Source organism: Pseudomonas sp. YL2 (assembly GCF_023063025.1).
Taxonomy (GTDB): domain Bacteria; phylum Pseudomonadota; class Gammaproteobacteria; order Pseudomonadales; family Pseudomonadaceae; genus Aquipseudomonas; species Aquipseudomonas putida_A.
In genome coordinates this window covers 68,490-81,671 of record NZ_JAJSLU010000003.1, presented here as the reverse complement: position 1 = coordinate 81,671, position 13,182 = coordinate 68,490, and the positions used below count along the sequence as shown (strand labels likewise).

Sequence of the window (13,182 nt, the reverse complement as noted above, 5' to 3'; positions counted from 1 at the left end):
GGGCTTGCTCGCGAATGCGGTGGGTCAGTCGAAGAATGTGCTGGCTGATTCACCGCATTCGCGAGCAAGCCCGCTCCCACCGTTTGATCCAGGTTGTGCCATGAAAAAGGGCCATTCGACTCGCATCGAATGGCCCTTTTTCGTTGCCGCTGAAGTTACTCGGCAATCTGCAACTTGCGCGACTCGGTGTAGACGTAACGCACTTTCTCGTACTCGAACGGCGAGTTCATCTGACCGTAGCGGAAGTTGGTCTGGTAGCGCTTGTCGACCGCACGCAGGGCCCAGATTTCCGGGTGGTTGGAGCTGACTTCCGACACATTCAGGTAGTTGATTGCCGATTCGGCGGTGTAGTCCACGGCCAGGCCGGCAGTATCGCGGATGTTCGACGGGCCGAGGATCGGTAACACGAAGTAGGCACCGCCCGGTACGCCGTAGAAGCCCAGGGTCTGGCCGAAGTCTTCGCTCTGGCGCGGCAGGCCCATGGCGGTCGCCGGATCCCACAGACCGGCAATGCCGATAGTGGTGTTGAGCAACAGGCGCGCGGTGGTTTCCATCGAGCGCTTGCCCTTGAACTGCAGCAGGCTGTTGACCAGGTTCGGCACGTCGCCAAGGTTGTTGAAGAAGTTGCTCACCCCGGTGCGCAGGAAGCTTGGCGTCACGTAGCGATAACCGTCGACCACCGGCAGGAACACCCATTGGTCGAAGCGGTAGTTGAAGTGGTAGACGCGGCGGTTCCACGACTCCAGCGGGTCATAGACGTTGAGTGCGTTGAGCGTCGAGCGCTCGAACTCACGCTGGTCCAGCCCCGGGTTGAACTTGAGTTTGGACAGCGGCTCCTTGAAGCCATCGCTGTCGACCACCACCGGCGCGTTGGCTTTGCTGTTGTCGGCCTGGGCCACGCCTGCACTGAGGAGCGCTGCAATCAGCAGGAGATATTTAGCCACGGAAAAACTCCAGCATGGCGTCGCTGTTGACGCGGTAGTTAAGGTTGCCGCAATGGCCGCCCAGTGGGTAAACGGTCAGGCGATCGCCAAAGGTCTTGCGCAGGAAACCGAGGTCGCCCGGGCCGAGGATCACGTCATCAGCATTGTGCATGACGGCGATTTTCGGGCTGTCGTGCAGGTAATCCTTGAGTGCGTACAGGCTGACCTGATCGATCAGTTGCAGCAGGCTGCCGCCGTCAGTGCGCGCGCGCCACATCGGAATCACCTGTTCGGTCAGGTAGCAGTCGAAGTCGCATTGCAGCGCACGCTTGAGGAACGGCGTGAGGCTGGTGCCTTCGGTGATCGGGAATTTCGGCGGAGTGATCAGGCCGCGACGGTTGATCAGGTCGGAGGTGAAGGCAATGTCGGCCGCCGAGAAACGGAACGAAGTGCCGATCAGCATCGCCATCTGTTCGTTGGTCAGGTGCTGCTTCGACTGTTGGAAGTCGTAGAGCAGGGCGTCATTGAGGTCGATGTAGCCTTTCTGCTGGAAGTAGCGAGTCAGCTTGTTCAGCACCAGTTCATAGAAGGTGGTGCTGTTGTTGATGCCCTTCACCTCGGTCTGTACCAGCTTGTCGAGGTTGCTGATCGAGGTGTAGAGGTTGACCGGCGGGTTGAGCAGCAGGACTTTCTTGAAGTTGAAGCTGCGTCGGGTCTCGTCCAGATGCGCGACGAACGCGGCATCCAGCGCGCCGAGGCTGTAGCCGCTGAGGTAGTACTCGGTGACCGGCAGTTTTGGATGCTGCGCACGCACGGCCTGCATCACCCGGTACATGTCTTCGGCGTCTTCCTTGGTGATGCCCGGGGTGGCGAAGCGTGAAGCGGCGCTGATGAAGTCGAAGCTGGTCGGCGACGACAACTGCACGACGTGGTAGCCGGCCTTGTAGTAGAGCTTCTTCAGGTACTCATTGAGCGTGCTGTCATAGCGCGCACCGGTGCCGGCGATCAGGAAGATCAGCGGCGCCGGTTTGTCCTGCTCGGCGATGCGGTAGGTGAGTTTTTTCACCGCCCAGAAATTGTCCGGGAGGATGAAGGCCCGTTCCGGGCGCAGGGTGATGCTGTGGTCGGACTGATTGATCTCGTCGTTCGACGGCAATTCCGGGCGCAGGTCCGGTGGCGTGGTGGCGATGGTCGCCTCGAACGGGTTGGTCAGGGGATAGCCATAACTGGCGGCATCGATATCCACCGCCAGTGCGGACGCACTCAGAATAAGGCCGCTGAACAGCGCGGCGAAGCGCAAGGAACGGAGCATGACTGGATCCCTTAAAGGAAGGTGCCGAATGAAGTTCGCAGGCTATGACCACCGGGCTTGCGCCAAAGTGCCATGCCTCGGCACCAAACAGGCAGAATTCGGAGTAATAGTAGCTGGACGATACACTTTGCAAGGCGCGGATGACCAGTTAACAGTTGTTAGTGCTTGCCAATGCGTGCGGGCAGATTAAGCTGGCCGCCGATTTCGATGATTGGAGTGATTCATGTCCCGCCGCTTGCCCGTGATTCTGTTGCTCGTGCTGTTGCCGCTGTGGCTGGCCGCCAGTTATGGCGTGCGTTATGGCTTCATGGAAGATGGGCAGTGGGTCGGCATCTGTGTCGATGAGGCGAGCCGTTGGGAATGCACGGTGCGCTCGAACCTGGGGCTGATGATTCACTTCAAGGTGCTGGGCTGGACGGCATTGGGCGCAGCGCTGCTCGGTTTTGTGCTGCCGGGACGGGCAGGGTGGTGGCTGGCGGTGCTGGCGCTGGTGTTCGGGCTGCCGGCGCTGGCGTTGTACAACACGACGTTGGCGGTGTTTGCGCTGGTGATTGGCGGATTGCGGTTGGTCCGGGCGTCCCGCAGCGCCTGACAGTCAGCCTTCGCGAGCAAGCCCGCTCCCACATTCGATTGCATTCCAACTGGAGGAACCCGATTAAATGTGGGAGCGGGCTTGCTCGCGAAGGGGCCAGACTGGCCTCGGGAGATCAGCCTTTGCGAACCCGCAGGCAGCGCCAAAGTGCCGCCACCATCAAACCACTGACCAGCGCCCAGCCCCACGCCTGCTGATTCAACAATCCTTCTTCATACAGCTGCGGCGCAATGCCGGCGCCGATGATAAAGGTCAGCAGGGCGATTTCCCGGCGTGGCACGCTGACCGGACGGCACACGAAAACCAGCGCCGGCAGGATGAACGCCATGCTGGCGAAACTGCGATAACGCGCGTCGAACACCATCTCCAGCATCATCACCGCCGCCGCAAAACCGGCCACGGCAACCAGCCATCCAGCACGCCGTTCCAGCAGATGGAACGCCCGTTCACGCCAACCCTGACGGTTGCTCAAGGTCAGCGCGGCATGCGCCAGCACCAACAGATTCAACGCTGTCAGCAAGCCGACCCACAGCCATTCGCTGGCAAACCGCGTGGTCACTCGCGCCAGATCGCCCCAGGCGCCGATCGAGCAGGCTGCAACGGCCGCAAGCAGGGGCAGAACCAACGCCGATTGCGTGGTGCGAACCCGGCCGCCGAGTAGCAGCGTTCCGAGGAAAATCAGCCCACCGACGCCCAGCCACTCCTTCCAGTACGGCACGTTGGTCACTGGCCCGGCGAGCACGCCCTTGTCCTGACGATCGGCGTCGAACAGGCCCCAGTAACCGCCAACTGCACCTTCGCTGCCACGTTTCCATGGCTGGTCGAACGCTTCGATCAGGTTGTAATGCCAGCCTTCCTTCTCGGCCATCGCGACAAAGCCACGAATGAACTTCGCCTCATTGACCCGGCTCGGCAGGGCGGTCTCTCGCTGACGACCTTCGCTGGGCCAGCCGGTTTCGCCGATCATCACGTCCTTGGGCGCGAATTTGTTGCCGAACACCTGACGTACATCCGCCACATGTTGCAGAGCGACGTCAATGTTCGACGGATCATCTTCCCAATACGGCAGCAAGTGAATGGTCAGGAAATCCACCGCCGGCGCGACTTCCGGGTGCTTGAGCCAGAACTCCCAGACATCGGCATAGGTGACCGGTTGCTTGACCTGGCTTTTGACCTTGTTGATCAGCTTCGCCAGTTGCGCGCCGGTGACTTCCTTGCGCAGCAACGCTTCGTTGCCGACGATCACCGCGCTGACCACATCCGGGTTGGCGTTGGCCGAAGCAATCAGCAGGTCGACTTCTTTCTCGGTGTCCGCCGAGTTGCTGTTGACCCAGGCGCCGATCATCAACTTCAGACCGTGCTTGCGCGCCAGTTGCGGCAGGGCTTCGAGGCCGGTCATCGAGTAGGTGCGGATGCATTCGAAGCGCGTCGCCAGCAGGGCGAGGTCGGCGTCCATGCGCTCTGGGCGCAGCTTGAACGGCACGTCGAACGGCGACTGGTCCTTGTCGAATGGCGTGTAGGAGGCGCATTGCAACTTGTGCGTCGGGGTCGCGGCGTCCGGCAGGATCACCGGTTTGCCGAGGCCGTACCAGAAGCCGCCAAGGGCAAACAGGCCGAGCAGGCAGGCGAAGAGATAAGGAACAAACGGGAAGCGGGAAGTCGCGGACATGATCAGGCCGAGTGGCTGCAAAGCGACGCATGTTACCTGCATTTATCCGCGGGTTGGTGGCCTGCATGATTTGCACATGCAAAGTTCGGGCGGATTGTCTGGCGCCAATTATTCAGAGGCGATTAATGGCCTTCTGATGTCGTTTCTCGCTGTATTGAGGTCGCTGACAGAGCAGGTCGCTGCGGGCGTCAGGCCGATGATCGAAAGCGTCAGTACTCCACTGGCATTCGAGCGAGTTTGCGGTCAGGCGTGATGGGGGCGCTGTGCACCATAACAATACGTTGACGATGCCCGGCATCCGTCGGGCGCAGCATTTCGGGGAAGTAAACGATGAAGATGCGACGACTTTTAGGCGCAGGTGCCGCTCTGGTACTTGCGATGAGTTCCACATTCGCCAGCGCTGAAAAACAGACTCTGAACATCGGTTACGTTGACGGCTGGTCCGACAGCGTCGCGACCACCCACGTGGCGGCCGAGGTGATCAAGCAGAAACTCGGCTACGACGTGAAGCTGCAAGCCGTCGCCACCGGGATCATGTGGCAGGGCGTGGCCACCGGCAAACTCGACGCGATGCTCTCGGCATGGCTGCCGGTGACCCACGGCGAGTACTGGACGAAGAACAAGGATCTGGTCGTCGATTACGGCCCGAACTTCAAGGACGCGAAAATCGGCCTGATCGTGCCGGAGTACGTCAAGGCGAAATCGATCGAAGACCTCAAGACCGATGACACCTTCAAGAACCGCATCGTCGGCATCGACGCCGGTTCAGGCGTGATGCTCAAAACCGATCAGGCGATCAAGGATTACGGCCTGGACAAATATACGCTCAAGGCCAGTTCCGGCGCCGGCATGATTGCCGAGCTGACCCGTGCCGAGAAGAAGAACGAATCGATTGCCGTCACCGGTTGGGTGCCGCACTGGATGTTCGCCAAGTGGAAACTGCGCTTCCTCGACGACCCGAAAGGCGTGTATGGCGCGGCTGAAACCGTGAACAGCATCGGCAGCAAAGAGCTCGCGACCAAGGCTCCGGAAGTCGCCAAGTTCCTGAAGAACTTCCAGTGGGCGTCGAAAGACGAGATCGGCGAAGTCATGCTGGCCATCCAGGACGGCGCCAAGCCTGAAGCGGCGGCCAAGGATTGGGTCGCCAAGCACCCGGATCGCGTGGCTGACTGGACCAAATAACTCCGCTCAACGCAGCTCCCCTGTAGGAGTGAGCCTGCTCGCGATAGCGTCCTTTCAGTTGATACAAATGTCGACTGATACAACGCCATCGCGAGCAGGCTCACTCCTACATTTGTTTCTGGGCAACCCTCACCTGCAGGGTTTACGGCTGTTTCAAAGCCTCTTTCCAACTCTTTCGGCTAATTACCGTCCAAAAATTGGCGAAAACGTCATGTCGTTCTAATACTAAGGTCGTCTGGAACCCGTTCCGCAGCCGCATACAGTGGATACGTTCCAACAATAATCTGTGCTGCGAGGATAAAAACAATGAACGACAGCATTTACCTCTCGATTCAAAACAGCCCGCGCTTCAAGGAGCTGGTGCGAAAAAGAGAAAAGTTCGCCTGGATACTCTCGGCGATCATGCTCGGGCTGTACTCCGGATTCATCCTGCTGATCGCATACGGGCCGCAAGTGCTCGGGGCGAAACTCAGTCCCGGGTCGTCGATTACCTGGGGCATACCGATCGGTGTCGGACTGATTGTCTCGGCCTTCATCCTGACCGCGATCTACGTACGACGCGCCAATGGCGAGTTTGACGACCTGAACAATGCGATTCTCAAGGAGGCTCAGCAATGATCCGGCGTCTACTGGCTCTTTTGAGCATCGCAGCGTTCGCTCCAGCCGTCTGGGCCGCTGACGCCTTGACCGGCGAAGTCCACAAACAACCGCTCAACGTTTCCGCGATCGCCATGTTCGTGGTGTTCGTCGGCGCCACCTTGTGCATCACCTACTGGGCGTCCAAGCGCAACAAGTCGGCCGCCGACTACTATGCGGCGGGCGGCAAGATCACCGGGTTCCAGAACGGACTGGCGATTGCCGGTGACTACATGTCGGCGGCGTCCTTCCTGGGGATTTCCGCGCTGGTGTTCACCTCCGGCTACGACGGCCTGATCTATTCGATCGGCTTCCTGGTGGGCTGGCCGATCATTCTGTTCCTGATCGCCGAGCGCCTGCGTAACCTGGGTAAATACACCTTTGCCGACGTGGCGTCCTACCGCCTCGGGCAAACCCAGATCCGCACCCTGTCTGCCTGCGGTTCGCTGGTGGTGGTGGCGTTCTACCTGATCGCGCAAATGGTTGGTGCCGGCAAGCTGATCCAGCTGCTGTTCGGTCTCGACTACTACGTGGCGGTGATTCTGGTCGGTATCCTGATGTGCATGTACGTGCTGTTCGGCGGCATGCTGGCGACCACCTGGGTGCAGATCATCAAGGCGGTGCTGTTGCTGTCCGGTGCCTCGTTCATGGCGCTGATGGTGATGAAGCACGTCAACTTCGACTTCAACATGCTGTTCTCCGAGGCGATCAAGGTTCACCCGAAAGGTGAGGCGATCATGAGCCCGGGCGGTTTGGTGAAAGATCCGATTTCGGCGTTCTCCCTCGGTCTGGCCCTGATGTTCGGTACTGCCGGCCTGCCACACATCCTGATGCGCTTCTTCACCGTGAGTGATGCGAAAGAAGCGCGCAAGAGTGTGCTGTACGCCACCGGCTTCATTGGTTACTTCTACATCCTGACCTTCATCATCGGCTTCGGCGCGATCCTGCTGGTCAGCACCAACCCGGCCTTCAAGGATGCGGCGGGCGCTCTGCTCGGCGGCAACAACATGGCGGCGGTGCACCTGGCTGACGCGGTGGGTGGCAGTATCTTCCTCGGCTTCATCTCGGCGGTGGCGTTCGCGACCATTCTGGCGGTGGTGGCCGGTCTGACCCTGGCCGGTGCTTCGGCGGTGTCGCACGACCTGTATGCCAGCGTGATCAAGAAGGGCAAGGCCAACGACAAGGATGAAATTCGCGTGTCGAAGATCACCACCATCGCCCTGGGCGTGCTGGCGATCGGTCTGGGTATCCTGTTCGAGAGCCAGAACATCGCGTTCATGGTCGGCCTGGCGTTCTCCATCGCGGCGAGCTGCAACTTCCCGGTGCTGTTGCTTTCGATGTACTGGAAGAAGCTGACCACCCGCGGTGCGATGGTTGGCGGTTGGTTGGGGCTGGTGAGTGCGGTGGGGCTGATGATTCTTGGCCCGACCATCTGGGTGCAGATTCTGCATCATGAGAAGGCGATCTTCCCTTACGAGTACCCGGCGTTGTTTTCGATGATCATTGCGTTCATCGGTATCTGGTTCTTCTCGATTACTGACAAGTCGGCGGCGGCCGAAAACGAGCGGGCGCTGTTCTTCCCGCAGTTTGTGCGTTCGCAGACGGGGTTGGGGGCGAGTGGGGCGGTTTCGCACTAAGCGCTGATTACGTGGTTTGAGTGAAATGCCCTGGTTGAGAGATCGGGGCATTTTTTTTGTGGGCGGTTATCGGGCTCGGGCCTTGGTGGTTATTGGGTACATATCCGTTGCTGCGGTAACGGCGGCTTAGGGTTTCGCCCTTACGGCGACTCACTTTTTTTACAAACGCCTAAAAAAAGTAAGCAAAAAAACGCTTGCTCCTACGTTCGGCCCGCTCGCTAAGGCTCGGGGTCCCTTCGCTCCGGGATTGATCCGGGCGCAGCGCCTCCGGTTTGCTTCGCTGCACCTCCTCTCGCTGTGTTTGGCTGCGCCAAACGGTCGCTGCGCTCCCACCCCCGGATCAAGCCCTCCACTCAGCCTTCCGACGTCGCCCGTGGATCAAGATCAAAAGCTGCAGCCGAGCTTGCGCTCATCCTGTTGAGTGGTGGAAAAGCATGCGGTCGGCTTGTGTTCTGTGTTGGATCTACCCCTCATCGGAACGCCGCCCGCCCAGCCCTCTCCCGAGGGGAGGGAGCCGATTTTTGAGCCTTTCAGAACCTGAGTTCGACAGGGTGTTTCACGTCGGCGTAACTCTCCCAAACACCGCGATCAGTCCCCTCTCCCTCCGGGAGAGGGCTAGGGTGAGGGGCTCTTGATCTGGTTTTTGATCTTGCTTTGGCTTTTGATCTTTTGCCCCTTCGGCAGGCCGAGCGTAGGTGTCCATCAGGGGGTTAGGCGCGCAGCGCCATGCGGCGGAGCCGCATACATCGAGAGGAGGTGCAGCGAAGCAAACCGGAGGCGATGCCCCCGGATGGACACCGTAGCGAGGGAACACTGAGCCTCAGCGAAGTGCCGTACGCCGGGGCAAAGCCTTTTGGGTTACCTTTTCGGCGTTTGGAAAAGGTGACTCGCTGTAAGAGCGAAACCGCCAGCGGCAGCACCCGAAGCAACGGATATGCCCACAAACGCCCAAAAGCCAGTCGGCCCACAGGCCGCTGCGACCAGACAAACAAAAACGGCCTCTATATAAGAGGCCGTTTCCGGGTACAACTTCAAGACGTTATCGCAAGACAAGCCTTATTTGCGGTCTTCCAGCTTGGTGATATCACGCGACTCGTAGCCAGTGTACAACTGGCGCGGACGGCCAATCTTGTACGGGCTGGAGAGCATTTCTTTCCAGTGCGAAATCCAGCCCACAGTACGGGCCAGTGCGAAGATCACGGTGAACATGCTGGTAGGAATGCCGATCGCCTTGAGGATGATCCCCGAGTAGAAGTCGACGTTCGGGTACAGCGAGCGCTCGATGAAGTACGGGTCGGTCAGCGCGATCTCTTCCAGGCGCATGGCCAGTTCGAGTTGCGGATCGTTGTTGATGCCCAGTTCCTTCAGTACTTCGTCGCAGGTCTGCTTCATGACAGTCGCGCGAGGGTCGCGGTTCTTGTAAACACGGTGACCGAAGCCCATCAGCTTGAACGGATCGTTCTTGTCCTTGGCCTTGGCGATGAACTTGTCGATGTTGGACACATCGCCAATCTCGTCAAGCATGGTCAGAACGGCTTCGTTCGCACCGCCGTGGGCAGGGCCCCACAGTGCGGCGATACCGGCGGCGATACAGGCGAACGGGTTGGCACCCGAGGAACCTGCCAGGCGCACGGTGGACGTCGATGCGTTCTGCTCGTGGTCGGCGTGGAGGATGAAGATCCGGTCCATGGCCTTGGCGAGTACCGGGCTGATCGGTTTGATCTCGCACGGGGTGTTGAACATCATGTGCAGGAAGTTTTCCGCGTACGTCAGGTCGTTGCGCGGGTACATCATGGGTTGGCCCATGGAGTACTTGTAAACCATCGCTGCCAGGGTTGGCATCTTGGCAACCAGACGGATCGCGGAGATTTCGCGATGCTGCGGGTTATTGATGTCCAGGGAGTCGTGGTAGAAGGCCGAGAGGGCGCCGACTACGCCGCACATGACGGCCATCGGGTGGGCGTCGCGACGGAAGCCGTTGAAGAAGGTTTTCAGCTGCTCGTGAACCATGGTGTGGTTTTTCACGGTGCTGACGAACTGGGCCTTCTGTTCTGCAGTCGGCAATTCGCCGTTGAGCAGCAGGTAGCAGGTTTCCAGGTAGTCCGACTTTTCAGCCAGCTGTTCGATCGGGTAGCCGCGGTGCAACAGAATGCCGTTGTCGCCGTCGATATAGGTGATCTTCGATTCGCACGAGGCGGTCGACATGAAGCCCGGGTCGAAAGTGAAGCGGCCCGTGGCCGTCAGGCCCCGAACATCGATTACATCGGGACCAACGGTGCCGGTTAAAATGGGCAGCTCGACGGGGGCTGCGCCCTCGATGATCAACTGCGCTTTTTTGTCAGCCATGTGGCCTCCTATTTATGCTTGAACCATCAGACAGACCCCCCACGCAGGGCCCGCACCACTATAGTGAGATAAATTCGAATGTCAATTTGCCTAAAGTCTTGCTCCAGAAGGCTTTAAGCGCACTTTTTCCTCGAAATTGACTGCCATTTACGCCTTTTATACGACTTGTGCAATCAGCTATTTGGGGTAGGTGATTGCGTTGTCATTAGTAGCCTAACTGTCTATACTCGGCCACCGACCGCCAAGGGCTTTTGGGCTTGCTTTCATTGGGGGTCGCATCCCTGGGTGGTGGTTACCTGACCAGTGCACTCCCCAACAACTTTGCCCTGATTGTTAGGGGCTCTTCAGTGTGAAAAAAAAGCCGTGAAAAGCCAACGACCTGTAAACCTAGACCTAAGGACCATCAAACTCCCAGTCACTGCTTACACGTCCATTCTTCACCGTATCTCCGGTGTCATCCTCTTCGTGTGCCTTGCCATCATGCTTTACGCATTGGACAAGTCGCTGAGCTCCGAGGAAGGCTTCGGTCAGGTGAAAGCGTGTCTGACCAGTCCGCTAGCCAAGCTAGTGATTTGGGGCATCCTGTCCGCTCTGCTGTATCACCTGGTTGCCGGTGTGCGCCATTTGATCATGGACATGGGCATCGGTGAGACGCTGGAAGGCGGCAAGCTGGGCTCGAAAATCGTTATCGCCGTTTCCGTGGTGGTAATCGTTCTGGCAGGAGTCTGGATATGGTAACTAACGTCACGAACCTCTCGCGTTCGGGCCTCTATGACTGGATGGCGCAACGTGTGTCGGCGGTCGTTCTCGCGGCTTACTTCATTTTTCTGATCGGATACGTCGTGGCCCACCCAGGCCTCGAGTACGCCCAGTGGCATGAACTGTTCGCCCACAACGGGATGCGTATTTTCAGCCTCCTGGCCCTTGTTGCTCTCGGCGCTCACGCCTGGGTCGGCATGTGGACCATCGCGACTGACTACCTGACGCCAATGGCGTTCGGCAAGTCCGCGACGGCTATACGTTTCCTTTTCCAGGCAGTATGCGGCGTTGCGATGTTCGCTTACTTCGTCTGGGGTGTGCAGATTCTCTGGGGTATCTGAGTCATGGCTAACATTCCAACGATTTCTTTCGACGCCATCATTATTGGTGGCGGCGGTGCCGGCATGCGCGCTGCGCTGCAGCTGGCGCAGGGCGGTCACAAGACTGCGGTGATCACCAAGGTTTTCCCGACCCGTTCGCACACTGTATCCGCCCAGGGCGGCATCACCTGCGCGATCGCGTCCGCTGACCCGAACGATGACTGGCGCTGGCACATGTACGATACCGTCAAGGGTTCCGACTACATCGGTGACCAGGACGCTATCGAATACATGTGTCAGGAAGGCCCGGCTGCCGTTTTCGAGCTGGACCACATGGGTCTGCCGTTCTCGCGTACCGAGCAAGGCCGTATCTACCAGCGTCCGTTCGGTGGTCAGTCCAAGGACTACGGTAAAGGTGGTCAGGCTGCCCGTACCTGCGCAGCGTCCGACCGTACCGGTCACGCACTGCTGCACACCCTTTATCAGGGCAACCTGAAAGCCGGCACCACGTTCCTGAACGAGTACTACGCTGTTGATCTGGTAAAAAACCAGGAAGGCGAGTTTGTCGGTGTGATCGCGATCTGCATCGAAACCGGCGAAACTTCGTACATTCGCGCCAAGGCCACTGTACTGGCTACTGGCGGTGCTGGCCGTATCTACGCCTCCACCACCAACGCCCTGATCAACACCGGTGACGGCGTCGGCATGGCGCTGCGTGCTGGCGTACCGGTACAAGACATCGAAATGTGGCAGTTCCACCCGACCGGCATCGCTGGCGCCGGTGTACTGGTGACCGAAGGTTGCCGTGGTGAAGGTGGTTACCTGATCAACAAGCACGGCGAGCGTTTCATGGAGCGTTATGCTCCGAACGCGAAAGACCTCGCGGGTCGTGACGTGGTTGCCCGCTCGATGGTTAAAGAAATCATCGCCGGCAACGGTTGCGGTCCGAATGGCGACCACGTAATGCTCAAACTCGACCACTTGGGCGAGGAAGTGCTGCACAGCCGTCTGCCAGGTATCTGCGAACTGTCGAAGACTTTCGCACACGTTGACCCGGTGGTTGCTCCGGTTCCGGTTGTACCGACCTGCCACTACATGATGGGCGGCGTTGCCACCAACATTCATGGTCAGGCGATCACCCAGAACGCCGATGGCGTGGATCAGATCATTCCTGGTCTGTTCGCCGTAGGTGAAGTGGCTTGCGTATCGGTACACGGTGCCAACCGTCTGGGCGGCAACTCGCTGCTCGACCTGGTGGTATTCGGCCGCGCTGCCGGCCTGCACCTGGAAAAGGCGCTGACCGACGGCATCGAATACGACGACGCTACCGAAGCCGACATCGAAGCTGCCCTGTCGCGTCTGAACGCGCTGAACGGCCGTACCGATGGCGAAGACGTGGCTACCCTGCGTCGCGAGCTGCAAAGCTGCATGCAGAACTACTTCGGTGTATTCCGCACTGGCGAATACATGCAGAAGGGTATCGCTCAGCTGGCCGATCTGCGCAAGCGCATCGCCAACGTGAAGATCAACGATAAGTCGCAAGCGTTCAACACCGCGCGTATCGAAGCTCTGGAACTGCAAAACCTGCTGGAAGTGGCTGAAGCTACCGCCATCGCGGCCGAAGTACGTAAGGAGTCCCGCGGCGCTCACGCCCGTGAAGACTTCGAAGACCGTGACGACGAAAACTGGCTGTGCCACACCCTGTACTTCCCGGGTGAGAAACGCGTCGCCAAGCGTGCCGTAAACTTCTCGCCGAAGACTGTTCCGACTTTCGAACCTAAAGTCCGGACTTATTAAGGGTGACCG

Annotated in this window: 11 protein-coding genes; 7 read left to right on the top strand and 4 right to left on the bottom strand. The window is 59.1% G+C overall.

Annotated elements, in window-relative coordinates:
* Positions 1 to 155: 155 nt before the first annotated feature.
* Positions 156 to 944, bottom strand: a complete 789-nt coding sequence (locus LVD08_RS05675) for an MlaA family lipoprotein (RefSeq protein WP_007969640.1) — start codon at positions 942 to 944, stop codon at positions 156 to 158.
* Positions 937 to 2,235 (bottom strand): serine/threonine protein kinase, encoded by a 1,299-nt coding sequence (locus LVD08_RS05670; RefSeq protein WP_027613946.1) that lies wholly within the window; start codon positions 2,233 to 2,235, stop codon positions 937 to 939. The genes LVD08_RS05675 and LVD08_RS05670 overlap by 8 nt, the downstream gene beginning before the upstream one ends.
* A 223-nt stretch (positions 2,236 to 2,458) precedes the next feature.
* On the opposite strand from LVD08_RS05670, the gene LVD08_RS05665 reads away from it, so the two are divergent.
* On the top strand, positions 2,459 to 2,827 hold the full coding sequence (locus tag LVD08_RS05665) for a hypothetical protein (protein ID WP_115987144.1): 369 nt from the start codon (positions 2,459 to 2,461) through the stop codon (positions 2,825 to 2,827).
* Between the two features lie 115 nt (positions 2,828 to 2,942).
* Here LVD08_RS05665 and LVD08_RS05660 read toward each other — a convergent pair whose 3' ends face one another.
* A complete protein-coding gene (locus tag LVD08_RS05660; RefSeq protein WP_247267685.1) occupies positions 2,943 to 4,538 on the bottom strand; it encodes a glycoside hydrolase family 17 protein in 1,596 nt (531 codons plus the stop codon).
* A 288-nt stretch (positions 4,539 to 4,826) separates the two neighbouring features.
* Here LVD08_RS05660 and LVD08_RS05655 point away from each other — a divergent pair, with 288 nt between their 5' ends.
* The 3 genes from LVD08_RS05655 to LVD08_RS05645 all read left to right on the top strand — a co-directional run bounded on the left by LVD08_RS05655 (position 4,827) and on the right by LVD08_RS05645 (position 7,951).
* Entirely contained in the window at positions 4,827 to 5,678 is an 852-nt protein-coding gene (locus tag LVD08_RS05655) for a glycine betaine ABC transporter substrate-binding protein (RefSeq protein WP_098967873.1), read from the top strand.
* A gap of 306 nt (positions 5,679 to 5,984) precedes the next feature.
* Positions 5,985 to 6,296 carry a DUF485 domain-containing protein gene (locus LVD08_RS05650; protein WP_027613950.1) on the top strand — a complete coding sequence of 104 codons (312 nt, stop codon included), beginning with the start codon at positions 5,985 to 5,987 and terminating at the stop codon, positions 6,294 to 6,296.
* Positions 6,293 to 7,951 (top strand): cation acetate symporter, encoded by a 1,659-nt coding sequence (locus LVD08_RS05645; protein ID WP_097090116.1) that lies wholly within the window; start codon positions 6,293 to 6,295, stop codon positions 7,949 to 7,951. Before LVD08_RS05650 ends, LVD08_RS05645 begins: the two co-directional genes overlap by 4 nt.
* Before the next feature lie 1,056 nt (positions 7,952 to 9,007).
* On the opposite strand, the gene gltA is transcribed toward LVD08_RS05645, so the two are convergent.
* On the bottom strand, positions 9,008 to 10,297 hold the full coding sequence (gltA, locus tag LVD08_RS05640) for a citrate synthase (RefSeq protein WP_003222994.1): 1,290 nt from the start codon (positions 10,295 to 10,297) through the stop codon (positions 9,008 to 9,010).
* 363 nt (positions 10,298 to 10,660) lie between these two features.
* Here gltA and sdhC point away from each other — a divergent pair, with 363 nt between their 5' ends.
* Genes sdhC through sdhA form a run of 3 tightly spaced genes read left to right on the top strand, consistent with a single transcriptional unit; the run spans position 10,661 to position 13,173 of the window.
* Positions 10,661 to 11,035 carry a succinate dehydrogenase, cytochrome b556 subunit gene (gene sdhC, locus LVD08_RS05635; protein WP_016773673.1) on the top strand — a complete coding sequence of 125 codons (375 nt, stop codon included), beginning with the start codon at positions 10,661 to 10,663 and terminating at the stop codon, positions 11,033 to 11,035.
* Positions 11,029 to 11,397: a succinate dehydrogenase, hydrophobic membrane anchor protein gene (gene sdhD / locus LVD08_RS05630; protein WP_003222999.1), complete on the top strand. Its 369-nt coding sequence runs from the start codon at positions 11,029 to 11,031 to the stop codon at positions 11,395 to 11,397. Before sdhC ends, sdhD begins: the two co-directional genes overlap by 7 nt.
* Before the next feature lie 3 nt (positions 11,398 to 11,400).
* Complete coding sequence (gene sdhA, locus LVD08_RS05625) at positions 11,401 to 13,173, top strand: succinate dehydrogenase flavoprotein subunit (RefSeq protein ID WP_150368038.1); 1,773 nt, start codon at positions 11,401 to 11,403, stop codon at positions 13,171 to 13,173.
* The last annotated feature ends 9 nt before the right edge of the window (positions 13,174 to 13,182 follow it).